Source organism: Faecalibacterium sp. An192 (genome assembly GCF_002160175.1).
Taxonomy (GTDB): domain Bacteria; phylum Bacillota; class Clostridia; order Oscillospirales; family Ruminococcaceae; genus Faecalibacterium.
The window spans coordinates 1-25221 of the sequence record NZ_NFKB01000040.1 but is presented as its reverse complement, the minus strand read 5'-3'; the positions used below and the strand labels follow the sequence as shown (position 1 = coordinate 25221).

Below are 25221 nucleotides of genomic sequence, written 5' to 3'. Positions count from 1 at the left end.
GAACACGGCGGCCCTCTGAGGCCGCTCCAGGGGGTGCCGCAGCAGGCTGCCGGCCGGTCCGAGCCCGGCGCACCCAGACATGGTTTGCATGAATGATGGCAGGGGCTGCGGCGGCCGTGATTCTACACTTGAGGGGGTGACGTTGTGAAAAAGAAAGAATCCGCCCGGCGGGGCCTTTGGCTGGCCCGGGCTGGGCTGCTGGCTTTGCAGACCGGGTATCTGGCCCTGGAGCTGACCGCTCTGTGGATCGTCATGGGGATCGCGGAATATCCCGCGTTCTGGTCGCTGTACGCGGTGGCGGCGGTGGTTGCCAGCATGACGGGAACCGCCCTGCTGCCGGTGATCCGGCGGTACGAGGACTGGCTGGAGAAAGTCGAAGAAAAGGAGGAAAACTGATGTGAAAATGACCATCACGCTGGACGGTGCGCCGGATGATTTCGCGCCGGTGCTGGCAGGGCTGGGCTGTGTGGAGACCACGCCCCCGGAGCCCCCGCTGCCGGATGACCCGGTGACCTGGTTTCGCTCCAAGCTGAAGGCCGCCGGCCTCCACAGCGAGGACGTGGCCGCCGCGGTGGGCCTGGCCCCGTCGGGGCTGTCGGCCCGGGTACGGGGCCGCACCCCATGGAGCCTGCCCGAAGCCGCCGGGGCCTGCAGCCTGCTGGGGGCGGACCTGGCGGAATTTGTCCACTTTTTCGGCAGCCGAAAGGCTGCCCCGTGAACCAAAACAAAAAGGCCCCGCCCGATGGTCGAGATCGGGCAGAGCCATGGTGAGCTGTTGGATGTGCTCACCTCAAGTATACAGGAGGTGTTCCAAAAATGCAACACAATCGGGAAAAAGTCAGTATCCGCGCCGAATATGACCCCAATACCAAGATGGTCCAGGCGCTGGTGCGGGGCGGCAACGCAGATTTGTGCGTCCTGCTGGGGGCTTTGCTGCGGCAGGTGGCAGAGGAATGGGGCCGCAAGACCGGCGATCCCGCCGGGGCCAAGGCGGACGCTTTGGAGATTGTGCAGAATGCGGCGGCGTCCCGCGTGAAGGAAAGCGCCCGGATTGACCTGTCGGGTCTGAGAGGGGCGCAGCGGTCATGACCAAGGTGGAAATCATCGCCCTGGCCGAAAAGTGGGAGGCCGCCGCCCAGCGGGCAGAGGCCCGCTACCAGGACAGCGGAGCAGCCCGCCACCTGCGGGAAAAGGAGCAGGCCGAGGATCTGTCTGCTGCCCTCTGGATCGCAGCCAATGGGGCGGATGACCACGAGGCCCTGATCGGGCTGCGGTCAGCCCTGAACGGCCTGGCTGCCAAGGCCCACGCGGCCCTGGATGCCCTGCCGGCGGCGAACCGGGCCGATGACCGGACCATCCTCACCGACCTGGCCCGCAATGCCATATCCACTGCGCGGCTGTATGGGGTGGACAGCACCCTGGCGCCATCGGCCCGTGAAAAGAAGAAAAGACAAAAGAAGAAACAAATGTAAAGAACAAAAATGAAAGAGTTCTTTGGATGAACTGCGGGAATGGTGCAGATACCAGCGTAAGAGCCTCAGGGAAAAATATGTGGAAAAAAGTGCCGTAAAAGCGGCATGAAGATTGATGTCATGGTAGATAAAAATGCGGCGTAAATGCTGAGTATCAAAGGTAACCAACGCAGAAGCTGATTTTGAGTGTAATGTTCAAGAAAGTCCAACCCCACACCGGTAATGTGGTAAGAGTCGGTAGGATGGAGAACTTCGTCATAAACGGTTCTGCCATTTACAATACGGGGGCTAGAGGTTGGATTTAAAGCTTGTGCAATAAATTTTTCTGCCAACAAATATTCGAATGATGTTGTATAGCTTAAGTCAAAATGGCGGAGTAACTCGGCACGGCTGATTGAATTAATATCACGCATATAAGCAAGAATTTGACGCGATTTTTTATCCAAAGTAATCTCCTCCTTTTATCAAAAGTATAGCATGCACCAAAATAAAAGAAAAGGAGGAATGGGATACTTTGCAAAATAAGGAGGATTTGATGGAAGAGAACCGGGAGTCCTTTGTGTTTTACCGGTCGTTTCTGAGCGCCATTCAGGAAATGGAGGAGGCCGACCAGCTGGCCATGTTCTGGGCCATCTGCAATTATGCCTTGACGGGTGAGGAGCCGGCGCTGCAGTCCGCCATCCAGCGGGCAGTGTTCGCTGTGATCCGGCCCAGCATCGACACCAACATCGCCAAACGGGAGGGCGGAAAGCGCGGCGGACGTCCAAAAGCGAAAAACGAGAAAACCACTGTTTCAAAACCGGAAACCATAGGTTTTGAAGATAAAAACCTTCCCGAACAAGGTTTTTCATCCGAAAACCAGGAAAGCCGGAGGTTTTCGGAACCCGAAAGCACTGTAACTGAAGCTGAAGCTGTAACTGCTGCTGAAGCTGTATTCTCAAAAGACCCCGACAGCCGCACCGACACAGCCCTGGCGGGGCTGATCCAGGACTATCAGCAGGAGATCGGCAGCTTTCCCCGCAGCGCACTGGACAAGCTGCAGGCCTACCGGGCCGCGGTGGGGGATGGGATGGTGCGTCTGGCCATCCAGGAGGCGGCCCAGCACAACGCCCGCAGCTGGAGCTATGTGGACGGGGTGCTGGACAGCTGGCGGAAAGATGGGGTCAAAACCCCCGGCGACGTGGAAGCCCGCCGGGAGAAGATGCGCAGCCGGCAGCAGCCGCGGACGCCCCAGCCGCCCGAGCCCCGGTATGAGGTGCTGACATGATCGATCTGCCCAAGATGCTGCTGGCGGCTTTGCTGGGCTTTCCGCAGTACATTCCCGAGGCGGTGGGCCGCCTGACCCCGGACGACTTCCCCGAGGGCCTCAGCGACCTGTACGCTGCCGTAGACGGCACATGGAGCGCCAAAGGGGAGATGGACGTGGTGGACGTCCTCCACCATTACCCCAACCTGAAAGAGACGGTGGCGGCCTGCATTGACGTCCTGGACACCGCCCCGGTGCAGGTGACCCGCAGCCGGGTGAAAGAGTGGGTGACGGCCCTGCTGGAACGGCGGGCCCTGGAGCGGTTCCAGACCCTGGCGGTACAGGCGGCGTCCCCCTCCACCAGCTATGAGGACCTGGCGGGCCTGTATGGCCGGATGGGACAAGCCCTGGACACTGACCATCCCGGCGAGGACTTCACCCCCATCGGCGATTTGATCGACAACTACATCCGCAATCTGGACCAGCAGCCAAACTACATCCCCACCGGCATCGGCCCTCTGGACCGGAACCTCCATATCCTGCCGGGGAACTTCATCCTGATCGGCGGCCGGCCCTCGGCAGGCAAAACCGCCCTCAGCCTCCAGATCGCGGTGGAGATGGCGAAACAGGGCCGGAAGGTCTGCTATTTCAGCCTGGAGACAAGCCCCCGGATCCTGGCCCAGCGGATCATTGCAAACCAGCTCTATGCGCCTCTGGAGCAGGTGAAAACCAAGAAGGTCCCCGCAGCCGAGCTGGACGGCCTGTCCAAACTGCGGCAGCTGCCGCTGTATATCCGGTCGGCCTCGGGGCGGAACGTGGCCTGGATTCGGGCCCAGGCCCTGCGGATGAAGGCCCAGGTGGCGGTGATCGACTATGTCCAGATCATCCGGCCCGACCGGTCGGGGGACCGGTATCAGGCCATCACCCAGATTTCGATTGCCCTCCATGAGCTGGCCCAGACCACCGGAATGGTGGTGATCGGCGCGGCCCAGCTAAGCCGCAACGCCGCCCACGCCATGCCCAGCAACGCCGACCTGAAGGAATCGGGCCAGCTGGAACAGGACGCCGACGCCGTCCTGCTGCTGGGCAATGCGGACGACGGCCGCAGCGTCTGCATCCTGTCCAAAAACAAGGAGGGCCGGGTGGGGGAAATTCCCCTGGCCTTCGACAAGGAGCGCCAGCGGTTTTTGGAGGTGGTGCCGTGAGGTGGGGCGAATATCGCTTGACATAAAATTGGCGCTTTGGCATTAAAAACAGAGAAAGAAGGTGTGCTATGACGATTCGAGCATTTAGAAATCTGCCGTGGGATGTCCGTCAAAAAATGATCCAGCAGGTGGATGATTTTCTTACTCGCAGGATCCTGGAAATTGCCTTTCTCGGTGATGGCCGGATTAGCTGGGCACAGGTTGCATGTAGAATTGGAGGGGGGAACAGTCCGGAAAGCATTCGGAAGCGAACGGTGAGAATGATCAAGTGCTTTGATCAAAATGTACAGGCTTAACGGGATAAACTTCGAAAAATAAAAGAAATATTTGTGCATTTTAACCATTGACGCTTTGGATAAAAACCAGTATGCTTGCATTGCAACTACTTTTTAGTTACAGATTGGCAGGTGAGGTGCATAGAATATGAGTAAGACGGAAACCCTCTTAGCAAAGCTATGCAGAAAGCCTACACCTGCTGACTTCCGCTACTCTGACCTAAAAAAGATTATGAACCATTTTGGATATGTGGAGTCCACGAAAGGAGCAACTTCAGGGTCAAGAGTAAAATTTTATCATCCTGAAACAGGAGCGATTCTCTTGCTTCATAAGCCTCATCCTGGAGATATCATGGTAAAAGGTTCTGTCGAAAGTGTGGTTGTTTTTTTAAAGGAGCATGGTCATATATGAATAGCGTATTGCACTACAAAGGCTATTCCGCAAAGCCCGAGTACTCTGCAGATGATCAGATTTTTTATGGCAAAGTTTTGGGAATTTCGGATTTAGTCGACTTTTACACCGAAAATGCGAAAAAAATTGAAAGCGAATTTCATCAAGCTGTAGACGATTATATTGCATTTTGCAAGGAAATTGGGAAAGAACCCCAGCGTGCTTACAGCGGATCTTTCAATGTTCGCATTTCTCCCGAGCTGCATAAGCAGGCATCGATTCGTGCGCAAAATGATGGCGTTTCCCTCAATAAGGTCGTTGATGCAGCATTGAGAGAATATTTGGATCAAGAAAAAGAAAGATATGTCATTGTTGCGCCGAAAGAGATTGTAGAGTCTTTTGCTCTGTCGACCACATCGAGACAAGATACGGGAAAGCAAAATTACAGCAATCCGGGCTATTGTTCAGGCTACTTCTATAATGTGAAGAAAGAGGGGTCTAAGATATGCTGAAAGATTTGTTGGGAAACCGTATCCGTGTTGGACTGGCTCAAATCAAAATGTGTGAAATTCCAGATGCTGATGCACAGATTGAAGTGCATTTTGAAGACACGATTACTGGTAAAGCCGCAGACAAGTTTCTCCGAATCGAGTTTACGCGTCATGTTTGGTTTGATCCGGCTTCTGTCTTCGATATTACAGCCACATATTTTGTTGAACATGATCTGAAACAAGAAGGCTCTTTGGCAGAAGTGTCGCAAGAACAGATTGATGAGGAGATAAGAAACGAGCCCGGGTTTTATATACAGGAAAACCAGGGGTTTGTTGGACGGATCTCCATGTTGATTTCACAGATTACAGCCTCTTTTGGAGGGGCGCCGTTGATTACGCCACCCAGTTATTCGCCGGAAGTCCAGTGACCTGTATTTAGAACCTGTCCCGTTTTTCATCCGTATTCTTTGGTATAATGACCAGAGAATACGGATTTTTTTATGCGACAAACAGAGGGAGTCTTCATCGTTCGTCCAGCTGCCGGCCTCAGACAGTGGCAAAAAAGGGCGCTGCCGCATAGAATTCAGTCGGCGCTTTTGTGCCGGCCCAGCATGAGAAGGGGAGGAATATTCATGGAAAAGATCGAACGGATGCACTGGCTCTATGGCCTCGACCCGGGCCGCAGGTGCCGCGAATGCAGCCGCCTGGAATGGATTCACGCCGGCGGGCAGACGGTGTGTAAGTGCGCCATTTACGGGGTAGCCCCCGGCGCGGCCACCGACTGGTCGGCGGACTGGGAGGCCTGCGGGATGCGGAACCGGAGCTATGCCGGGGTCAAAATCCAGACCCTGGAGCCTGGAGAGCCGGAGACATCCCCGGCCCCCTGACCGCCCCGGCGGGATAGATTTTCAGAATGTGAAAAACAGCAAGAGGAAAAAGCATTGCGAGGTGAACCCCATGGAATACAGCGAAAAGGTGGCCTGGCTGCGGCGGTACAGGGAGAGCCTGCGCCGGGAGCAGCTGCTGACCGAGGAAATCGGCCAGCTGGAAGCTCAGGCCCGGCGGGTGACCCGGGCCATCTCAGGGATGCCCGGCGGGGGAGGGGATGGTCAGGCCATTCCCCGAGCGGTGGAGCAGCTGGAAGAAGCCCGCCAGAAGCTGGCCGGCCTGCTGGAACAGGACCAGGCCCGGCGGGCCGAGATCGCCGCCGCCATCCAAAAGGAGCCCATCCCCCTGCGCCGGGATATCCTCACCCGGCGGTATATTCTGGGCCAGCGGTGGGAGAAGATCGCCGCCGACCACCATCTGGTGCTGCGGCAGGTGTTCCGGCTGCATCACCAGGCGGTGGACGGGCTGGACCTGTAAAGATGTCATTGAATGTCATATTTCACGCATGGTATAGTGTACCTGTGAAAGCCGCAGGCGGGGAACAATCCCTGGCCGGCGGCTTTTTCTTTGGCTGCCATGCGGGCCAGAGAACACCCCGCAGCCGGAGGCGGGTAAGTCCCCCGGCAGCGGCCCGGCTGAAGGGCAGGCCCCCACGACGGATCGGGGGCCTTTTTCATGCGGCGCAAAAGCAGATGTCAGTGCAACTCTGGCGCGCCGCACCACAAAACAAAAAGGGCCGCCGCTGGTTTGCGGCAGTCCTCAATAGATTTATATCAATTCTCACGATTTATTTGAATTCACGTGGCTAAAAGTCTGGCTTTAGAAATTCTTCACTTTCTTCGATGCTTAAAAGCCAGTCTCTGTTTTCTTTGGTCCATCTTTTGATGTCTCGAATAAGCTACTTGCTGGCCCAACCACAATTTTTGGAAAAATGAATGATTTGGCCATCTTCAATCCGAACATCAAACCCATACTTCCCTTTTCGCACATGAAAATGCGCTGGGCGGTGTTCTTGTTGACCACCTAGAATGGTGCGCGGGCGCATCTCAATGTGGATACGGGCTTGCTAGAGATTTTTACTATAAGAAATTTCCATCTTTCATGGCCTTTCTCCCGCCGCAATAAGTGAATAAATTCACCAAGGGGCTTTGTCTGACAAGCGGCGGGGTCAGATGTCCCTCGGTGTGCATATATTATAACGAATTTGCACAAAAAAGTCAAGTGATTCTGTAAAATATAGACAAATGCCAGGATTTACTTGGAAGATTCAACGAGGCAGTATGACCCCGCGCCCCTGTTTGGCGGGTCCTTCCCGGCGGACAGCGCGGCGCGGGGCACGGAAGGCCCGATGTGTTTTTACAAAAAATCCGAAAAATTTCCGGCGTTTCGTTACGGATCCGCCGCTCCGGCGGTCCTTTCACCCCCATACATGGGGGTGAGCGCCCTCCGCCGGCGCCGAAAAATGCGAAATCGGCCCCGCGAAAGGAGGTGGTGCAGATGGCGGGCAAGGCGAAATCCACGGCGGCCCCGCCCCCTGGGGTGTTGACCCAGGTGCCCGAGTGGGCCAGCACCACCGCCATCGCCCAGCTGATCGGCCGCAGCACCCGCCGGGTGCAGCAGCTGACCCAGGACGGGGTCCTCTCCACCGAGGTGCCCCCCGGCGGCGGGGCCAGGCGGTACCGCACCGCCCAGACCATCCAGGACTACATGGCCTGGCAGGAGCAGAAAATCCGGGACGAGCTGTCCGGCAGCACCCTGGAGGAGCTGACCATCAAGAAATTGCAGGCCGAGGTGGAGCTGAAGGAGAGCCAGGGCGCCCTCCACAAGCTGAAAACCGCCATCGCCGAGGGGAAATACCTCCCGGCGGGGCAGGTCAAGGGGGATCTGTCCGACTTCCTCCGGCGGCTGAAACAGTTTGCCGACCGCATTCCCGCCCGGGTGGCGGGGACCATGTCCGGCTACCTGGACACGGCAGCGGCCCGGGCCATGAAAAAGGACCTGCAGCAGGAGCTGGACGGCCTGTTTGAGGCCTTTGTGGCGGCGGCCCGGATTCAGGACAGGGAGGACGCTGACCCGCCGTGAAGCGCCGGAGCAGGGTGGAACCCTACGCCGTCCCCCGGTGGATGGCCCCGGCCCTCCAGGTGCTGCGGCCCAAAAAGCGGCTGCCTGTGTCGGCCTGGGCCGAGGCCAACCGGATTTTGCCCGACACCAACGCGGTGGCGGGCCCCTGGCGGAACGCCCTGACCCCTTACCTGGTGGAGATCATGGACGCCTTTTCGGACGACACCACCGAACAGATCGTCTTTGTGAAGCCCACCCAGGTGGGCGGCACCTCGGCCATGGAGAACGCCCTGGGCAGCCTGATCGACCAGGACCCGGGCCCCACCATGGTGGTGTATCCCTCCGATCAGCTGGCCAAGCGGACGGTGGAGTCCAAGCTGGAGCCCATGTTCAAGAGCTGCCCGGCCCTGGCGGCCAAGTACCGCGCCCACGAAAGCGAGGACCTGGCCCAGCGGTTTGATGGGATGACCGTCTACCTCACCGGCGCCAACAGCCCGGCGGACCTGTCCTCCACCCCCATCCGGTATCTGTTCCTGGATGAGGTGGACAAGTACCCCGGCTCCACCAAGAAGGAATCCGACCCCGTCTCCCTGGCGGTGGAGCGCACCAAGAGCTACCGGCTGAACCGGAAGATTTTCATGGCCTCCACCCCCACCCTGAAAACGGGGCTGATCTGGCGGGCCAAGGAGGCCGCCGAGGCCGAGAAGCACTATTTCGTGCCCTGCCCCCACTGCGGGGCGTACATCGAGCTGAAGTTTGCCCAGCTGAAATGGCCCAGCCAGGAGGAAGAGCCGGACCTGATCCAGCGGGCCCGCCGGGTGCGGTATGTCTGCCAGGAATGCGGCTGTATCCTCACCGACCGGGACAAGCCCGCTATGCTGCGGGCGGGGCGGTGGCAGTTTGTCCGCAGGGACAGCGAGACGCCCCGCAGCGTGGCCTTCTGGATGAATACCCTGTATTCGCCCTTTACCACCTTCGAGGAAGTAGCCCGGGAGTTTTTGAAGGTCAAAGACGACCCCGAGATGCTCCACAACTTTGTGAACAGCTGGCTGGCCGAGCCCTGGGAGGACACCAAACTGAAAACCAGCGCCGAGCTGGTGCTGGAGCGCCAGACCGAGACCCCGGCCTGGCAGCTGCCCCCCTGGACACGGTTGCTGACCGGCGGCATCGACGTCCAGGAAAACTGTATGTACTGGACCATCCGGGCCTGGGGGAATTTCATGACCAGCCAGTGCGTGGCCCATGGCCAGGCCCTTTCGGGGGAGGAAGTGGAGCGGGTGATGAACGCCGAGTTTCAGCTGCCATCCGGGGAAAGAATGCGGGTGGCCCTGGCCCTGATGGATTCCAGTGACCAGACCGACACGGTCTATGAGTTTTGCCTGATGAATCTGGACTGGGTGGCCGCCGGCAAAGGCTCCTCCAAGCCGCTGCCAGGTTATTACAAGATCTCGACGGTGGACAAGCCGGACAGCCGGGCCAACGGGATGCAGCTGATTATCATAGACACCGGCAAATACAAGGACATGATCGCGGCCCGGATGCGCCGGCCCAACGGCAGCGGCTCCTGGATGGTCCATAAGGACTGTGATTTGGACTACGCCCAGCAGGTGACCTCCGAGCACAAGATCACCGAGCGGTCGGGCAGCCGGCAGGTGCAGCGGTGGGTGGTGAAATCCACCCACGCCGACAACCACTACCTGGACTGCGAGGTCTACGCCGCCTGCGCGGCCGACCTGAAAAACGTCCGCAGCCTGGCTTTGCAGGCCCCGGCGGCAGCGCCCAAACCCCGGCCCGCGCCCCAGCCCACCCCCGAGGAGGACTGGATCGGGCAGCATGAAAACTGGATTTGACAGGAGGTGAACGCCGTGGCGGACAACGACAAGCGCCAGCGGCTGGAACAGATCAACAAGGCCATCGAGACCATCCTGGTGGGCGGCCAGTCCTACAAGATCGGCAGCCGGTCCCTGACCCGGGCCGACCTGGGGATGCTGAAATCCATGCGGGAGGACCTGGAAGCCCAGCTGGACACCGACCAGAGCGGCCCCCTGCTGAGCCGCACCTGTGTGGCCTTTTTTGACGGGAGGTGATGCTTTGTGGGCATTTTGGAAGGCCTGATCGCGGCGGTGTCCCCCCGGTGGGCCTATGAGCGGGAGGCCTGGCGCCAGAGTTACCAGGTGCTGCGGCACTACGACGCCGCCGGACAGGGGCGGATCAGCGGCCACTGGGCGGCCATCAACGAGAGCGCCGAGACCACCGACCGCTACAGCCGGGACATCATCCGGGCCAGAGCCCGGGACCTGGAGCGCAACAGCGATATTCTCCAGTCGGTGATCCTGGCCTATGACCGCAACGTGGTGGGCAAGGGCTACACCCTCCGGGCCAATACCGGGGACAGCACCCTGGACCGGCGGCTGGAAGATCTCTGGCGGCAGTGGTGCGAGGCCCGGAACTGCGACGTCACCGGGGAGCAGTCCTTCACCGAGCTGCTGCGGATGGCCGAGGAGCGGAAAAAGGTGGACGGCGGGATTTTGTTTTTGTTCCGCCACACCGCCGGGGGCCTGGTGCCCTTCAAGCTCCAGGCCATCGACGTGGACGAACTGGATACCAGCCGCACCCAGCCCCGCCGCAGGGGCAACCGGGTGGTGGGGGGCGTGGAGTACAACAGCTGGCGGCAGCCCCAGGGCTATTGGATCCAGCAGTACGACATTGAGGGCTGGCGGCAGCTGGAGTCGGTCTACATCGACGCCAGGGACGCCTTTTTCCTCAAATCCAAGCGGCACCCCAGCCAGCTGCGGGAAATGTCCGACCTGACCCACACCCTGACCCGCATCCGGGACGTCAACGAGTACATCAACGCCGTCTCGGTGAAAGAGCGGATCGCCGCCTGCATGGCGGTGTTCATCCGCAAGGCGCTGCCCTCGGGAGGCTTTGGCCGGTCGGCGGTGCAGACGGGCGACAACGGCCGGATCGACTACGCCGGGAAAAAGCTGACCCCCGGCATGATTATGGAGCTGAACCCCGGCGACAGCGTGGACGCCGTCAACCCCGGCAGCGCCGCCACCGACGCCGCCTCCTTCCTGCGGACCCAGCAGGCCCTGGTGGGGGCGGGGCAGGGCCTCAGCTATGAGGCGGTGAGCCGCGACATGAAGGGCTCCACCTATTCCAGCGCCCGGCAGAACGCGGTGGAGGACGAATATACCTACGCCGCCGACGTCGAGCTGTTGCAGCGGATGATGTCGGAGATTTATGAGCAGTTTGTGATCTCCTGTATCCTGGCGGGGCGGATCGCCCCGGCGGGATTCTGGGAGGACAAAAAGAAATACATGGCCCACACCTGGGTGAAAGCCCCGAAAAAGTGGATCGACCCCGCCAAGGAGGCGGGGGCCGGCCAGACCGCCCTGCAGTCCGGGCAGAAAACCTATCAGGACGTCTGCGCCGAGCGGGGCAAAGACTGGCGGCAGGCCATTGAAGAGACAGCCGCGGTTCTGGCGTATGGCCGGGAACGGGGCGTAGACATGGGAGGTGTACTGTTTGGCAGCAAAGCAGCAGCCCTGGACCCCGACGCAGACCAGGGCAAACCCGAAGAAGAATGACGGCACCCGTTCCATGGGCCAGATCCTGGCCCGGGAAGGGGAGGAGGACACCGGCCGCCGGCGGATCCTCAGCTTTTCCAGTGAGGAGCCGGTGGACCGGTATTTCGGCCCCGAAATCCTGGACCACGCCGGCGACGCCGTGAACCTGCAGCGCCTGAACGAGATCGGCGTCCTGCTTTTCAACCACGACCCGGACAAGGTGGTGGGCCGGATTCTCAAAGCCTGGGTGGAAAACGGCCGGGGCATGGCCGAGGTGGAGTTTGACACCGACGCCGAGTCTGAGGTCGTTTTCCAGAAAGTCTGCTCCGGCACCCTGAAAACCACCTCGGTCCGCTACCGGGTGGACCGGTGGGAGGTGGTGGAGGCCGGCAAGACCTCCGGCGACGGCCGGTTCACCGGGCCCTGTTCCATCGCCCGCAAGTGGACGCCGGTGGAGGTGTCCATTGTGTCGGTCCCGGCGGACCCCACCGTCGGGGTGGGCCGCTCGGAAGGGGAGGAGGCCCTGCCTCTCGACCTGTGGGAGCGGCAGATCCAGATCAACCAGAACAAAATGAGGTGACAACAGCATGAACAAAACCGAAGCACTTGCCCGTCAGCAGGCCCTGGTGAACCAGGCCCGCACCGAGAACCGCGGCCTCACCGCCGAGGAACAGGCCGAGTTCGAGCGCTGCCAGCAGATCATCGACGCCGAGCCCGCCGGCACCGCCGGCCAGGGCAGCCAGGGCGCAGCGGAGGGCCAGCGGGGCGCAGATCCCGCCGCCCCTGACCCCATCCAGCAGGCCCTGGCCGCCGAGCGCCAGCGGACGGCCGACATCACCAGCCTGTGCCGCCAGGTGGGGATGGACGCGGCCCCCTTCCTCCGGGACGGCGCGGACATGAACGCCGTCCGGGAAGCCGCCGTGAACTTTATGATTCAGCACCACGGCCCGGTGGGGGCCCGTTTCACCGACCACGACCAGCAGCAGGACTTCCGGCAGGCGGCCTCCGACGCCCTGCTGATGCGCAGCGGCTTTGCAGTGAGCAGCCCCACCGAGGAGGCCTATCAGATGCAGCGGCTGTCCCTGCGGGATATGGCCATCGAGTGCCTGGCCCGGGAGGGCGCAGGCACCACCACCGAGCTGCTGCGGATGAGCCGGGACGACCTGTGGGATCAGCTGCAGCGCCAGTTCCTCAGCCCCACCGCAGCCTTCCCCGCCATCCTGGACAACACCATCCGCAAGAGCATCGTCCAGCGGTATCAGGCCGCCCCCACCACCTTCCAGGTCTGGACCACCGAGGGCACCCTGAACGACTTCAAGCCCTCCAAGGACCACGAGTACCTGCTGGGCGGCGCCGGGGAGTTCCTGGAAGTCCCCGAGGGCGGCGAGCTGAAGCACGACACCCTGAAAACCGAGCTGCTGCCCCAGCGCAAGCTGTCCACCTATGGCCGCCAGTTCTCCATGACCCGGGAAGCCTTCGTCAACGACGACATCGGCCTTATCACCGAGATGCCCGGCCAGTATGCGGCGGCCGCCAAGCGCACCATCAACAAGCAGGTCTATCAGATTCTGATGACCAACCCCGCCATCTTTGACGGCGCGGCCCTGTTCGACAACGCCCACGGCAACCTGATGGAGACCGGCGGCGCCCCCTCCATCGACACCATGCAGGCCATCATGCTGAAGCTGCTGCGCCAGACCGACCCCTTCGGGGAGAGCATCATGGTGCAGCCCCGGTTCGTGATCGTGCCGGTGGGCTACGGCTTCAAGATGTCCCAGATTTTGGAAAGCCCCCAGATCGACGTGGAGGGCATCGGCAGCCACACTGCCAACGCCCTCTATCAGTACCGCAACCGCCTGCAGGTGGTGGAGGAGGGCACCATCAACACCCTGGCCAAGGGTGAGGCCCTGCCCTGGTTCATGGCGGGCGACCCCGCCACCGGCCGCTCCATCCAGGTGGACTACCTGAACGGCATGAAAACCCCCTCCATCCGCCGCAGCCAGCCCGCAGGCCGGCTGGGCTATGTGTGGGACCTGTGGATGGACTGGGGCGTCAGCGTAGTGGACTGGCGGGGCATTGCCAAGAACCCCGGCGCAAAGCAGTAAGGAGGTACAGCTATGGCAGCGATTTTTGTTCAGGTGGGCGATGTGATCGACTACACCGCCGCCGAAGATCTGTCCTTTGGGGACGTGGTGGACCTGACCACCCGCATCGGCGTGGCCGGTGCCGCCATCGCAAGGGACGCCGCCGGCCCGGTCCAGGTGACCGGCGTCTACCGGATTCCCAAGGCCACCGGGGCCGTGACGGTGGGCCAGGCCCTCTACTGGGCCAAGTCCGCCAAAAACCTCACCACCACCGCCGACAGCAACACCCCGGCGGGCTGGGCGGTGGCCCCCGCCGGCAGCGAGGACCCCGACGTCCTGGTGAAGATCGGGTAAGGGGGTGAGGGCCGTGAAACAGCTGATTGCAAAGCGCTCCATCCTCTACCAGAACCGGATCTACGGCCCCGGCGCGGCCCTGCCCGCCGCCGATGGCCGGATGGCTGCCGCCTGGCTGCGGGCCGGCAGCGCCGTCTGGCAGGAGGACACGCCCCCGGCTGAGGGGGAGAAGATGCTCACCGGCCACCTGGCCCTGCCCCAGCTGGCCGAGATGACCAAAGCAGAACTGACCGACCTGGCGGGGGAGCTGGGCCTGGATGTGTCGGCCGCCAAAACCAAGGCCGACCTGGTGGCCCTGATCGGGGCCGCAGAAGTCCAGGCCCCGGCCGAGGCTGTCCAGGACATGGACGACGAAACCGAATCGAGCGATGACGAGGGCACCCAGTGATGGGCGCCCTTTCTTTTCGGGACTGCATCGCGGCGGACATCCGGCAGGTCTTTTTGAACCAGGACGAATTTGCCGAGGTCCATACGGTGGACGGCAAACCCATGCGGGTGATCCTGGACGACGACAGCCTGCTGGAACGGGATGCCGCCCGGGGCGGCGTTTCCACCGACGGCCTCTACAAGACCCGGCGGCTGCTCTATCTCTCCAAAGAGGACTATGGCGGCCGCCCGGCCCCCGGCAAGGCCCTCAACCTGGACGGCCGCGTCTGGTATGTGGTCAGTGCGGATGAGGACGCCGGGATGCTGACCATCGAACTGGAGGCGAACCGCACATGATCCAGATTGAAGTGGACACCCAGGGCCAGATGGTGGCCATCAGCCAGCGGCTGGAACGGCTGGCCTTTGAGGCCCCCAATGTGCTGCGGCTGTCCCTGAATGCAGCGGCCCGGCAGGTCCGCAAACAGCTGACCCGAGACGTGGCCGACACCTACACGGTGGAGGACAGCGTCCTGAAAGACAGCAGCAAGGGCGCGCCCCGGCTCCAGACTGCCAAGCCCGGCAAGATGGAGGCAGTGATCCGATCCAAGGGCCCCATGCTGGACCTGCTGGAGTTTATGGTCCGTGATTCCGATCGGGGCGTCCAGGCCAAGGTCCTGGAATCCGGCAGTCTGAAATTCCTGGAGCGGGGCGGTGCCCCGGCCTTCATCGGGCAGTTTGAAAACGGCCACCGGGCGGTGCTCCAGCGGCAGGTGGGCCAGACCTACACCATGGCCGGGGCCCAGGTCCGCATCCAGCGGTACGGCATGCCCACCGACGGAAAGTGGCCCGACCTGACCCGGGTGAAAAAGCTGCTGGGCCCGGCGGTGCCCAGCATGATGGCCAATGAAGAAATCCAGGCCCGGGGCAGAGACCTGCTCTACCAAGTGCTGGACCAGGAGATCGACAAACGAATCGCCAAAACGCTGAAGCAGAAGGGGTGAGGCCATGAACGAACTTTATGGCATGACCGCCGAGTTTGCCGCCGACGCCCTGGCCGCCGATCTGGAGGAACTGTTTGCCGGGCAGCTGTTCCGCAGCTCGGCCGGCGGGGAGCGGGCCATCCGGTATTTTGTCAACGACCTGCCGGTCCGCACCGGCAACGACGAGGACCGGAGCCAGGACGCCCCCGAGCCCTACATCATCGTCCGGATCGGGGAGGGGACCATCCCGGAGGGAGACGCCGCCCAGGAAGTACAGATCGTCCTGGTGGTCGCCCTGTATGACGACCGGCCTGACCGCCAGGGCTATCGGGACCTGCTCCACATCATCCAGGAGATCGCCGCCCGCTACTGCAAAAACCCGGTGATCCGCATCCGGCCCGGCAGCGCCGGCGCCCGGGGCGGTCCCTATACCGTGAAGAAACCCATCCAGTGGGCCATCTGGAACGACTCCAAAGCCCATCCCTATTACCTGGGAGCGGTGGAGTTCCAGCTGGAAATTCCCACCATTTGCCCGGAGGTGCCTTTTACATGACGAAGAAAACCAAAACGGTTGGCTCTCTGGTCTACTGCGGCCCCAACATCAAGGGGCTGGCCATGACCTGGACCATCTACACCAATGGCCTGCCGGAGAAATTACAGGCAGCGGCCGACGCAGACAAGGCCCTGGCCGGCCTGATCGTGCCGCTGGACCAGATGCCGGAGGCCATGAAGCAGATCCGGATGAAATACGGCCGGATTTATACCTACTACAAGCGCGTTCTGGACGCGCAGAAAGGCTAAGGTGCGCCTATGGCATACGATCATGGCATCGGCGTGGTTGAAAATTCCACCAGCCTCACCACGCCGGTGGAAAGTTCGGCCGGGCTGCAGGTGATTTTCGGCACAGCTCCCATCCACCTGCTGAAAGACCCGGCGGCTGCCGTCAACAAGCCCGTCCTCTGCTACTCCTTCGCGGAGTGCCAGCAGGGGCTGGGCTATTCGGATGATTTTAAGGATTTTTCCCTCTGCCAGAGCATGGACGCCAGCTTCCGGGTGTTCAGCGTGGCGCCGGTGATCCTGGTGAACGTCCTGGACCCGGGCAAGGAGAGCCACACCACCGCCAACGAGGAGGCAGACTTCCCGGCGGCGGATGGCGTGGTCCGGTATGACAAGCCCTTTGTACTGCTGAACACCCTGTCGGTGAAAAACGGCGACACCCCCCTCACCGAGGGGGAGGACTACCTGGCGGAACACGCCGAGGACGGCTCGGTGACCATCACCCTGCTGGATGAGGCCGCCGAGGCCGAGACGGTGAAGATCGCCAGCAAGAGCCTCAACCCCGCCGGGGTGACCAATGCCGACATCGTGGGGGGCGTGGACGTGGAGACCGGCGCCGAAACCGGCATCGAGATGGTCCGGCGGATTTATCCCAAGTTCGGCCTGACCGCCGGCATCCTGCTGGCCCCTGGCTGGAGCCAGGACCCGGTGGTGACCGCCGCCCTCCAGGCCAAGACCGAGGGGATCGGCGGGGTGTTCCGGGCCCAGACCTACATCGACATCTCCACCGACAAGGCCAGCGGCGGCGCTGCCGTCTACACAGAGGTCAAGGCCGCCAAGGAAAAGCAGGGGGTCACCTCGGCCTTTGCGGCGGCCCTCTGGCCCATGGTAGCGGTGGGCAGCAAGGTGTATGCCTTCTCGGCCATGCTGGCACCCCTTACCGCCTATGTGGACGCCAGCCATGGAGACGTGCCCTACGACGGCCCCTCCAACAAGGACCTGCGGATCACCGGCACCGTCCTCCACGACGGCACCGAGGTGCTGCTGGACCAGCAGCAGGCCAACGACCTGCTCAACGCCAACGGTGTCATCACCGCCATCAATGCCAACGGCTGGAAGGCCTGGAGAACATCTCGGCCGCCGACCTGTGCAAGGTGGGCAAGATGGTCAAAAAGACCGACGGCGTGGACCCCATCGCCGAAATGTCCCTGCCCTACGCCATCTACATGGCGGCCCGGGTCACCGGCAAGCCCCTGGAATTTTTCCAGCAGATGCCCGCCCGTGAGGCCATCAAGCTGAAAAACCTTGTGACGGGTTTTCTCTACGGCGGGGATGGGGAGGAATAACCCCGCCGGAAATCCGCAAGGCCTGCGTGGCCCTGGCCATGCAGCTCCACAGCGGGATTGATTATTTTCTCGAAATGTCCCTGGATGACCTGAACGAACTGGCAAAGGTGGTGATGGAGTATGCCCAAAAGCAAAACCATGGAACTGGCCATCAAAATCGCCGGTAAGGTGGACAAGTCCCTGGGCACCAGCGTGAAAGCTTCCTCCAAACAGCTGAACACCATCATTCAGACCGCCAACCGGCTGTCCAACGTCACAGCCGCCGGCCTGGCTGCCATGGGCACCGGCGCTGCGGCCGCCACCAAGTACCTGGCGGACCTGGGCTGCCAGTGGCAGAAGGCCGAAAACCAGGTGGCCTCCTCCACCGGCGCGGCGGGCGCAGAGCTGGAAAAGCTCCGCAGCGTCATGGAGACGGTCTACGCCAACAACTTCGGCGAGGACGTCAACGACGTGGCCGAGGCGGTGGCCCTGCGGATGGTGGGCCCGGCGGTGAACACCGTCTCCAAGGGAATGTCCGCCTTCAGTCAGGCAAAGACCTTCTTTGCCCTGCTCCAGGCTTCCGGCAAGCTGACCCAGTTTGTCACCGTCCTGAAAACCGCCGGCACAGCCCTGGCGGGGCCCCTGGGGATCATTCTGGCCATCGGCGCGGCCCTGGTGCTGCTGTACCGGAACTGGAGCCAGGTGGACGCCCTGGTCCAGTCCTTCATCGCCATGGTGGGGGAGCGGTTCCCGGCGGCGGGGGCTTTCCTCCAGGCCTTCTGGCAGTCGGTCCAGGCCGGGGCCGCCAACGCCCAGGCCATCATCCAGAACCTGCTGGATTTTGTGGGGAACGTCTTTGCCGGCAACTGGTCCGCCGCCTGGCAGAATATTGTCAACATCTTCGGCAATATCTTCGGCCTGATCGGCAACATCGCCAAGGCACCCATCAACGGGGTCATCGCCCTTATCAACCAAGCCATCGAGGGGATCAACGGCCTGGCGGTGGATATTCCCGACTGGGTGCCAGTGGTGGGCGGCAAACAGCTGGGCTTTTCCATTCCCACCATCCCCCAGCTGGCGGCAGGCGGCATCGCCACCCGGCCCACCCTGGCCGAGATCGGCGAGGGCGGGGAGCCGGAAGCGGTGATGCCCCTGTCCAAGCTGGCCCAGATGCTGGACCAATGGCCGAAACCCGGCCCCAATGGCCGGGGCGGCGGCGCTGCCGGAGGAGACAGCATCACCTTTGCCCCGGTGTTCAACTTCTACGGCGGTACCCCCACCCGGGAGGAGGCCCAGGAGGCCGGCCGCATCAGCTTTGCCGAGTTCAAGCGGCTGTACAAACAGATGAAGGCCGAAGAGCGCCGGAAGAATTTCCGCACCGAGCCGGTCTAAGGAGGGGATTTCATGGAAGCAACCTATACCACCCGGGCGGGAGACGCCTGGGACCTGATCGCCTGCCGGGTTTATGGGGATGTGAAGTACACCGGCTGGCTGATGGCGCACAATTTCCCGCTGCTGGATGTGTTTGTGTTTGACGCCGGAACGGTGCTCAACACCCCGCCCCTGCCGGCAGAACAGGCCGCCTCCAGCCTGCCCGCCTGGAGGACCCGGTGAGGCCCCGGCGGGCGGAGGCCGCCCTGACCTGGAACGGGGCGGCGGTGACCACCGACATGATCGGCTCCAAGGGGGAGGTGACCTACACCGACCCCGCCGACGGTGAGTCGGACACCATTGACATCACCATCAACGACCGGGACGCCCAGTGGGCGGGGGACTGGCTGCCCCAGAAGGGGGATACCCTCACCGCCCAGATTCTGATTTATGACTGGGACGCCGAGGGGGATGACCGCAGCTTTGACTGCGGGTCCTTCACCCTGGACGATTACAACTTTTCGGGCTGGCCCCGGACCGGCACCATCTCGGGGGTGTCGGTGCCGGCAGACACCTCCTTCAAGACCACCAAGCGCACCAAAACATGGGAAAAGGCCACCCTCCAGGCCATCGGCCAGGAAATCGCGTCCCGGGCGGGGATCACCCTGGTGTGGGATGTAGAGGGCGGGGACGTGCCCATCGAAACGGTGGAGCAGACCGAGCAAAACGACTGTGAGTTCTATACCCAGCTCTGTGGGACCTACGGCCTCTGCCTCAAGCTCTACGCCCAGAAGCTGGTGGTGTACGACCGGGAGGCCTGCAAGGCCAAAGAGCCGGTGGACACCATCGGCAGGGAGGATATCCAGACCTGGAACTGGCACACCAAGCTGGAGGGCACCTACACCGGCGGGGAGTACACCTACACCGACCCCACCACCGAGGAGGAGATCAAGGCCACCGTCGGCGGCGGGGACCGCATCCTGAAGGAATCGGGCAAGGCGGACAACGCCGCCGACGCCCAGCGGAAAATCACCGCCCTGGTGAACAAGGCCAACCACGGCGCCACCACCCTGTCGGTGACCATCCAGGGCCGGCCGGGGCTGGTCGCCACCCAGTGCGTGACGGTGGAGGGGATGGGCGGCGCCATCGACGGCAAGTACTACATCGACAGCGCCGCCAGCCATATCGGCAGCGGCTACACCATGGAGCTGGAGCTGTCCAAAGTGGAAGGAGGCAGCCTGTGAGCGCAGAAATCCGTGTGGGCAAGGTGTCCAGCATCGACTATCCCAGCGGGATGGTCCGGGTGACCTATCCCGACATGGACGACGACGTCACCCGGCTGATCCCGCTGTTTTCGTCGGAATACGCCATGCCCCCGGTGGGGGCCCTGGTGGCGGTGGTGCATCTGTCCAACGGCGCCGAGGCCGGGGTGGTGCTGGGCCGGCCCTGGTCGGCCAAACTGACGCCCCCGGAGGGCTTCGAGGGCCTCTATCGCAAGGACTTTGACCTGACGCCGGGGAAGTGCTTTTTCCGGTACGATGCAGCCGGCCCCGAAAGTTTCTTTCACAATGAGGGGGACAGTGCGGTGGAAATCCAGGGCAGCCAGGACACCCGGATCAAGGGCGACCGCACGGCCGCCATTGATGGCAGCGCAGACACCACCGTCAAGGGGGACTGTTCCAAGACCGTCCAGGGCAGCCAGACCACCGCCATTCGGGGGGACGCAACGATTACCGTCTCGGGGAAGCTGACCCTCCAGGTAGGAGGCTGTACCGTCCAGATCGACGGCAGCAGCGTGTCGGTGACCGCTGCCAGTGCGGTGAGCCTGAATGCTCCTACCCTCAAACTGGAGGGCACCACGGTGCAGATCAGCGGCGCCACCGTCAACATCACCGGCGGGGCAGGGGATTGCGCCATCATGGGCAAGAGCCTGGTGAACCACACCCACACCTGTGCCGCGCCGGGCAGCCCCACGACGCCGCCGCTTTGATGGGAGGGATGCAGCATGATCGGGACACTGGGTCCCAATCTCATTTTCACGGTGAGCGATGACTACGTTTTGACCTTTAGCGGGATGACCCGGGACGTATCGGGCCGGTGGGCCACCCACGAGACCCCCGGCATCAAGCCCCGGGCCGAGTTTCTGGGCCCCGGGCTGCAAGGCGTCAGCCTGCCCATCACCCTGTCCGCCGGCCTCGGCGTGAAGCCCCGGCGGATGCTGGACCTGGTGGAACAGATGGTGGAGACCGGCGACGCCGAGTATTTAATCCTGGGGTTCCGGCCGGTGGGGAAGAACCGCTTCCGGGTTACCGGCTCCAGCGAGACCTGGGACGTGATCTACAACCAGGGGGAGCTGGCCCGGGCAAAGCTCACCCTCACACTGGAGGAGTACGCCTGATGTACGATTTCAAGCTGGAATACACCTTTTCGGATGACAAGCTGGCCGACATCGACCGGCAGCTGAATCTGCTGCTGACCACCCGGGTGGGCACCATGCCCCTGGACCGGACCTTCGGTCTGTCCATGGACTATCTGGACCGGCCCGCCGCGGTGGCCAAAAGCCTGTATGTGGCCGAGCTGGTGGAAAAGGTGAGCACCTTCCTCCCGGCCATCCGGGTGCGGGAGGTGAAATGGCAGGCCGGCGCCGCACTGGCCATTGCCGACAAGATGGTGGATATCCTGATCGCCACCGGCACCAAAAACGGCACCATCAAAGTGAACAACGCCGACGTGGCCGTGGCAGGCCTGATGGCTCTGGCCTACAAGGCCAAGGTGTCCCAGGCGGATCTGGATGAGGCTCTGGCCGCCGTCCTGGCCGCCAAGGCGGAACAGTCCGACCTGTCCGCCCTCAGCGCCAAGGTCACCACCCTGGTGGGCGAGGACGCCAGCAAGTCGGTGCGGGCGATTTCGGCCGAAGAAGTGGCCAAGATCGTGGCCGGCGCCCCCGAGAGCTACGACACCCTGAAAGAGCTGGCCGACTGGCTGGCCGCGCACGAGACCGACGCCGCCGGAATGAACAGCGCCATTCAGGCCAACAAGAAGGACATCGCCAGCCTGAAAACCCTGCTCGGCTCCATCCCGGAGGAGGCGGCATCGAGCAACCTGGTGGATTATATCGCTGAGTCCATCGCGGCCATCGGCATCGGCAACTACGCCACCACCGAGGCCATGAACGCAGCCCTGTCCGGCAAGGTGGACAAGGTGAGCGGCAAGGGCCTGTCCACCAACGACTACACCGACGCCGAGAAAAACAAGCTGGCGGGCATCGCCGAGGGCGCCACCAAGGTGGAAGCTGGCACCAACCCGGGCAGCATCAGGATCAACGGCTCCGAGACGCCGGTGGTGTCCATTGCCACCGACCAGGAAGCCGGCGAAATGCTGGACGAGGTTTTTGCTGAGGCTTGACGTTTACTCTGGCAGTGTGCAGAGGGGAACCGGCTGTCCGGCCGGTTCCCCCTACCTTTGGAGGGAATAACGTGAACAACAGTCTCATTACCATCAAACATTTTCGGGAAGGACTTGAAAGGCTGATGGCTCTGGTGGGCGAAGTGGCATCGACTGCCACCGGCGCCCTCACCGATCTGGAAGAGGCCAAAATGGACAAACCCACCTTTTTCACTGCCACCCTGACCAGCACCGAATGGTCCGACAATGCCGGCGAGGAAAGCGCCGGCGCCGGCTATCCGTACGTTTATAACCTGATGGCGGCGGGGGCCACGGCGGCAGACGGGGCAGAGTGCATTTTGACGCCCCAGTCCCAGAGCACCGCCGCCCGCTGCGGGATGTGCCCGACGGCGGAAGTGCTGGAGGGGGCCATCCGGTTTTATGCCCAGTCCCTTCCGGCTGAAGACATGACCATGCAGGTGCGCCTGATCCCGGGCGCACCGGAACAGGAGGGATAATCATGGGATTCGGCTCAGTCAACACCGGCTACCCGGTCAAGATCAATGAACCCGGCGGGGTGGCCGGCATCGGCAGCGACGGCAAAATCCCCGCCCAGCTGATCCCCGAAATGGGCGGCGGCTTTGTCCAGATGACCGAGGAAATCCCGGTGGAGCAACGGAAAAAGGACACCTTGTACAGCCTCATTGAGGTGGATTTCTCGGCCGGGTCTGCGGCGCAGAAAGGGGATGATTAAATGGGCCAGCGCTATGTGTGGAACAAGTATAACCGGAATTCCAAGACGACCTATTCGGAACGCACGAGAAGCAGTTCTGCTTCGTTTAAAACGAGTGTCCCAGGTTCTTTTACTGGTTACACGGGGTGTTCTTTCAATTCAAATAACGGAACATTTTCTCTGTCAGGAGCAACCTCGGTAACGGTTTACAATCAAACCGCACAGAATCTCGGCACGTATTACCGTAAGAGTGGCAGTTCGGTTCTGTATGGGAACTGGACCGCCAAAATGGACAACAATGATATCAACAATGGAAAGACAACCATTTCGTGCTCGGGTACGGAGCATTATGCTGTGTCGTCCACGTCTTATATCAAAGGTTCCCTGATCGGCCCTGTCTCGGCGGCCAAAAACGGCAAGTATCCCAACAACAATTACAGCGGCTCTTACTGGTACGTTTATGAGGGCACCGACAGCATCGATCCGGCAGTTTCCATCCCGGAGTCCGTCATGGGCGGCGATACCATCCAGATCACCCTCACACCATCTGAGGGCAAGGTTTATGGCGGGAACGTGTCGTATCTGTACGAATCCAAGCTGGATGAAGGCGAATGGACCGCGATTGCTACCACAGCAGAAACCACCCAGAGCCTGCTTGTCCCCAAAGGCACCAACACGGTGCAGGTGCGGGTGCGCGCCCAGGATGACATGGGGTTTGTGTCGGAGGATTATGTCCTTTCGGCCGCAGTCAGTGTCATCAACAATCTGCCCCCGACAGCGCCCGGCTCCATTCAGGCGACGAATGTGATTCAGGACGAGGAAGCCACCATCACCCTGACGGCCGCTTCCGACCCGGATGGCCAGGTGGTCAGCTACATCTATGAGCGCAGCCACGACGATGGCGAATGGGAACAGATCGCCGATGTCAACAGCCTGACCTGTACCGATCGGGTGGGGGAATGGGCCGTGGTGGCCTATCGGGCCAAGGCGGTGGACAACGAAGGGGCGTCCGGCCCGTATGCAGCCACCGAGACACAGGACGTAAATGTGAATTACGTCTATATCGGCGGCCCGGGAGAAGAGCTTGGCCCCAAACCGGCACCGTTTCCCCTGGAGCTGCTGGTCAATGTCTCGGGCACATCCCAGGTGACGGACATTTCGGTCCGTGCCGCCCTGGATGGGAAGCAGGTTTACAGCGGTACCCCCAGCGCGGGGGAGCAGGTCACAATCCCCATCAAAACCCATCTGTTGGGGGCCGGCACCCACACCGTCGAGGTGCAGGCCAGCAAGGATGACTATCTGCCGGCATCCAAGCGGTATACCTTTACCGTCCCGGCGGTGGTTCTGCCGGATGGCGGCGTGGGTGCACTGGCCCAGGGCCCCGATGGCCGGGCTGTTTACCACACCACCCTGGCCCAGCGGTGCATCGGCCGGGACGGCGTGGACATCCAGGCCCAGATGGATGCCCTGACTGCCCGGGTCAAGACTTTGGAGGGCTGATATGTACATTTTGAGCAAGACCAAAAGCGACGCCGGCCAGTATCCGGTCCTGGAAACCTGGCCCGGCCTGACGGCTCCGGATGGCTTCTACTGGTGGCCGGACAGCCTGGATCAGACCCAGTTTGACCAGTACCAGGGCTTTGTGACCCTGGAAGTGGCCCGGGGTACCGTGGTGAGCTGTACGCCCAACCAGCCGGCCTTTGAGGCCTGGCAGGCGGCGCAGCTGGCCGCCCGGAAGGCGGAGCGGATCGCGGAGAGCAAGGCGGATTTGTCTGCCTACCTGCTGACCCATCCGCTCCAGTGGACCGACGGCCAGTATTACGCCATCACCGCCGAAAAACAGCAGCAGCTGACCGGCAAAATCATGAGCGCTACCATGGCGGCCCAGACCAGCACCCCGTACAGTCTGACCTGGAACGCCACCGGCCAGGAGTGCCAGTCCTGGACCCTGGAAAACCTGACGGCCCTGGCCTTCGCCATCGACGCCCGGGTCACGGGCCTGGTGAGCTACCAGCAGGCCCAGGAGGTGGCCATGCAGGCCGCCGCCACGCTGGAGGATCTGGAGGCCATCCCGGTGGACTATGACAGCGTCCCCCTGCCGGGAGGTGAGACGGCATGAAAATAATCGCAAAAGAAATGAACTGCTCCAGTAAAAGTAGACAATGAAAAAAGAAGGCCTCCTGTGGTAGAATAAAACTACTACAGGAGGTCTTTGCTATGCCCAGAAAATACAGCCACATTCAGGA

Annotated in this window: 36 protein-coding genes; 35 read left to right on the top strand and 1 reads right to left on the bottom strand. The window is 61.8% G+C overall.

The annotated features are described in order from the left end of the window. Window positions 1–144 precede the first annotated feature (144 nt). The 4 genes from B5F27_RS11940 to B5F27_RS11925 all read left to right on the top strand — a co-directional run bounded on the left by B5F27_RS11940 (window position 145) and on the right by B5F27_RS11925 (window position 1472). Window positions 145–396, top strand: coding sequence for a hypothetical protein (locus B5F27_RS11940; RefSeq protein WP_087368017.1), 252 nt, complete (start codon window positions 145–147; stop codon window positions 394–396). A 1-nt stretch (window position 397) separates the two neighbouring features. Next, a complete protein-coding gene (locus tag B5F27_RS11935; protein WP_087368014.1) occupies window positions 398–718 on the top strand; it encodes a helix-turn-helix transcriptional regulator in 321 nt (106 codons plus the stop codon). Window positions 719–816: 98 nt separating this feature from the next. Beyond that, window positions 817–1089: a hypothetical protein gene (locus tag B5F27_RS11930; RefSeq protein ID WP_087368011.1), complete on the top strand. Its 273-nt coding sequence runs from the start codon at window positions 817–819 to the stop codon at window positions 1087–1089. After that, window positions 1086–1472 carry a hypothetical protein gene (locus B5F27_RS11925; protein WP_087368008.1) on the top strand — a complete coding sequence of 129 codons (387 nt, stop codon included), beginning with the start codon at window positions 1086–1088 and terminating at the stop codon, window positions 1470–1472. The genes B5F27_RS11930 and B5F27_RS11925 overlap by 4 nt, the downstream gene beginning before the upstream one ends. A 65-nt stretch (window positions 1473–1537) precedes the next feature. On the opposite strand, the gene B5F27_RS16575 is transcribed toward B5F27_RS11925, so the two are convergent. Then, window positions 1538–1918: a hypothetical protein gene (locus B5F27_RS16575; RefSeq protein WP_144066521.1), complete on the bottom strand. Its 381-nt coding sequence runs from the start codon at window positions 1916–1918 to the stop codon at window positions 1538–1540. A gap of 89 nt (window positions 1919–2007) precedes the next feature. On the opposite strand from B5F27_RS16575, the gene B5F27_RS11920 reads away from it, so the two are divergent. The 31 genes from B5F27_RS11920 to B5F27_RS11770 all read left to right on the top strand — a co-directional run bounded on the left by B5F27_RS11920 (window position 2008) and on the right by B5F27_RS11770 (window position 25094). Beyond that, window positions 2008–2739: a DUF6291 domain-containing protein gene (locus B5F27_RS11920; RefSeq protein WP_087368005.1), complete on the top strand. Its 732-nt coding sequence runs from the start codon at window positions 2008–2010 to the stop codon at window positions 2737–2739. Further along, a complete protein-coding gene (locus B5F27_RS11915) occupies window positions 2736–3923 on the top strand; it encodes a DnaB-like helicase C-terminal domain-containing protein (RefSeq protein ID WP_087368001.1) in 1188 nt (395 codons plus the stop codon). The genes B5F27_RS11920 and B5F27_RS11915 overlap by 4 nt, the downstream gene beginning before the upstream one ends. Before the next feature lie 68 nt (window positions 3924–3991). Beyond that, a complete protein-coding gene (locus B5F27_RS11910; protein WP_087367998.1) occupies window positions 3992–4219 on the top strand; it encodes a hypothetical protein in 228 nt (75 codons plus the stop codon). 127 nt (window positions 4220–4346) lie between these two features. Further along, window positions 4347–4610, top strand: a complete 264-nt coding sequence (locus B5F27_RS11905) for a type II toxin-antitoxin system HicA family toxin (protein WP_087367994.1) — start codon at window positions 4347–4349, stop codon at window positions 4608–4610. Then, window positions 4607–5101 carry a type II toxin-antitoxin system HicB family antitoxin gene (locus B5F27_RS11900; RefSeq protein WP_087367991.1) on the top strand — a complete coding sequence of 165 codons (495 nt, stop codon included), beginning with the start codon at window positions 4607–4609 and terminating at the stop codon, window positions 5099–5101. The genes B5F27_RS11905 and B5F27_RS11900 overlap by 4 nt, the downstream gene beginning before the upstream one ends. After that, window positions 5095–5508, top strand: a complete 414-nt coding sequence (locus tag B5F27_RS11895; RefSeq protein ID WP_087367988.1) for a hypothetical protein — start codon at window positions 5095–5097, stop codon at window positions 5506–5508. Before B5F27_RS11900 ends, B5F27_RS11895 begins: the two co-directional genes overlap by 7 nt. Window positions 5509–5712: 204 nt before the next feature. After that, window positions 5713–5967 (top strand): hypothetical protein, encoded by a 255-nt coding sequence (locus tag B5F27_RS11890; protein WP_087367986.1) that lies wholly within the window; start codon window positions 5713–5715, stop codon window positions 5965–5967. Window positions 5968–6037: 70 nt separating this feature from the next. After that, on the top strand, window positions 6038–6445 hold the full coding sequence (locus B5F27_RS11885; protein WP_144066520.1) for a hypothetical protein: 408 nt from the start codon (window positions 6038–6040) through the stop codon (window positions 6443–6445). Window positions 6446–7465: 1020 nt separating this feature from the next. Then, window positions 7466–8050: a hypothetical protein gene (locus B5F27_RS11880; RefSeq protein WP_087367980.1), complete on the top strand. Its 585-nt coding sequence runs from the start codon at window positions 7466–7468 to the stop codon at window positions 8048–8050. Further along, window positions 8047–9879: a terminase gpA endonuclease subunit gene (locus B5F27_RS11875; protein ID WP_242962181.1), complete on the top strand. Its 1833-nt coding sequence runs from the start codon at window positions 8047–8049 to the stop codon at window positions 9877–9879. Before B5F27_RS11880 ends, B5F27_RS11875 begins: the two co-directional genes overlap by 4 nt. Before the next feature lie 15 nt (window positions 9880–9894). Continuing rightward, the gene (locus tag B5F27_RS11870) at window positions 9895–10116 is read left to right on the top strand and encodes a peptidylprolyl isomerase (RefSeq protein WP_164488784.1); all 222 of its coding nucleotides are present in this window, start codon (window positions 9895–9897) and stop codon (window positions 10114–10116) included. A gap of 6 nt (window positions 10117–10122) precedes the next feature. Beyond that, a complete protein-coding gene (locus tag B5F27_RS11865) occupies window positions 10123–11622 on the top strand; it encodes a phage portal protein (RefSeq protein ID WP_087367977.1) in 1500 nt (499 codons plus the stop codon). After that, window positions 11561–12181 carry an HK97 family phage prohead protease gene (locus B5F27_RS11860; RefSeq protein WP_343214637.1) on the top strand — a complete coding sequence of 207 codons (621 nt, stop codon included), beginning with the start codon at window positions 11561–11563 and terminating at the stop codon, window positions 12179–12181. The genes B5F27_RS11865 and B5F27_RS11860 overlap by 62 nt, the downstream gene beginning before the upstream one ends. 7 nt (window positions 12182–12188) lie before the next feature. Then, on the top strand, window positions 12189–13706 hold the full coding sequence (locus B5F27_RS11855) for a hypothetical protein (protein WP_087367974.1): 1518 nt from the start codon (window positions 12189–12191) through the stop codon (window positions 13704–13706). Window positions 13707–13718: 12 nt separating this feature from the next. Then, entirely contained in the window at window positions 13719–14039 is a 321-nt protein-coding gene (locus B5F27_RS11850) for a DUF2190 family protein (protein WP_087367971.1), read from the top strand. Between the two features lie 13 nt (window positions 14040–14052). Then, on the top strand, window positions 14053–14427 hold the full coding sequence (locus B5F27_RS16835; protein WP_087367968.1) for a hypothetical protein: 375 nt from the start codon (window positions 14053–14055) through the stop codon (window positions 14425–14427). Further along, window positions 14427–14762, top strand: coding sequence for a hypothetical protein (locus B5F27_RS11840; protein WP_087367965.1), 336 nt, complete (start codon window positions 14427–14429; stop codon window positions 14760–14762). The genes B5F27_RS16835 and B5F27_RS11840 overlap by 1 nt, the downstream gene beginning before the upstream one ends. Beyond that, complete coding sequence (locus B5F27_RS11835) at window positions 14759–15406, top strand: phage tail protein (protein ID WP_087367962.1); 648 nt, start codon at window positions 14759–14761, stop codon at window positions 15404–15406. Before B5F27_RS11840 ends, B5F27_RS11835 begins: the two co-directional genes overlap by 4 nt. Window positions 15407–15410: 4 nt before the next feature. Then, entirely contained in the window at window positions 15411–15938 is a 528-nt protein-coding gene (locus tag B5F27_RS11830; protein WP_087367959.1) for a hypothetical protein, read from the top strand. Next, a complete protein-coding gene (locus B5F27_RS11825; RefSeq protein ID WP_087367956.1) occupies window positions 15935–16186 on the top strand; it encodes a hypothetical protein in 252 nt (83 codons plus the stop codon). The genes B5F27_RS11830 and B5F27_RS11825 overlap by 4 nt, the downstream gene beginning before the upstream one ends. A gap of 9 nt (window positions 16187–16195) precedes the next feature. Continuing rightward, a complete protein-coding gene (locus B5F27_RS11820) occupies window positions 16196–17461 on the top strand; it encodes a hypothetical protein (protein WP_087367952.1) in 1266 nt (421 codons plus the stop codon). A gap of 167 nt (window positions 17462–17628) precedes the next feature. Next, window positions 17629–18879 carry a hypothetical protein gene (locus B5F27_RS11815; protein ID WP_087367950.1) on the top strand — a complete coding sequence of 417 codons (1251 nt, stop codon included), beginning with the start codon at window positions 17629–17631 and terminating at the stop codon, window positions 18877–18879. 12 nt (window positions 18880–18891) lie between these two features. Continuing rightward, window positions 18892–19101, top strand: coding sequence for a phage tail protein (locus B5F27_RS11810; RefSeq protein WP_087367947.1), 210 nt, complete (start codon window positions 18892–18894; stop codon window positions 19099–19101). Further along, a complete protein-coding gene (locus B5F27_RS11805; protein WP_087367944.1) occupies window positions 19098–20102 on the top strand; it encodes a hypothetical protein in 1005 nt (334 codons plus the stop codon). Before B5F27_RS11810 ends, B5F27_RS11805 begins: the two co-directional genes overlap by 4 nt. Further along, on the top strand, window positions 20099–20848 hold the full coding sequence (locus B5F27_RS11800) for a hypothetical protein (protein WP_087367941.1): 750 nt from the start codon (window positions 20099–20101) through the stop codon (window positions 20846–20848). The genes B5F27_RS11805 and B5F27_RS11800 overlap by 4 nt, the downstream gene beginning before the upstream one ends. A 15-nt stretch (window positions 20849–20863) precedes the next feature. Beyond that, window positions 20864–21256, top strand: coding sequence for a phage tail protein (locus B5F27_RS11795; RefSeq protein ID WP_087367938.1), 393 nt, complete (start codon window positions 20864–20866; stop codon window positions 21254–21256). Next, entirely contained in the window at window positions 21256–22263 is a 1008-nt protein-coding gene (locus tag B5F27_RS11790; RefSeq protein ID WP_087367935.1) for a hypothetical protein, read from the top strand. The genes B5F27_RS11795 and B5F27_RS11790 overlap by 1 nt, the downstream gene beginning before the upstream one ends. Window positions 22264–22334: 71 nt before the next feature. Further along, window positions 22335–22760, top strand: a complete 426-nt coding sequence (locus tag B5F27_RS11785; RefSeq protein ID WP_087367932.1) for a hypothetical protein — start codon at window positions 22335–22337, stop codon at window positions 22758–22760. Window positions 22761–22762: 2 nt separating this feature from the next. Further along, window positions 22763–22996 (top strand): hypothetical protein, encoded by a 234-nt coding sequence (locus B5F27_RS11780; RefSeq protein ID WP_087367928.1) that lies wholly within the window; start codon window positions 22763–22765, stop codon window positions 22994–22996. A 333-nt stretch (window positions 22997–23329) separates the two neighbouring features. Beyond that, window positions 23330–24475, top strand: coding sequence for a hypothetical protein (locus B5F27_RS11775; protein WP_144066519.1), 1146 nt, complete (start codon window positions 23330–23332; stop codon window positions 24473–24475). 1 nt (window position 24476) lies between these two features. Then, window positions 24477–25094 (top strand): hypothetical protein, encoded by a 618-nt coding sequence (locus tag B5F27_RS11770; RefSeq protein ID WP_087367923.1) that lies wholly within the window; start codon window positions 24477–24479, stop codon window positions 25092–25094. Window positions 25095–25221: the final 127 nt, after the last annotated feature.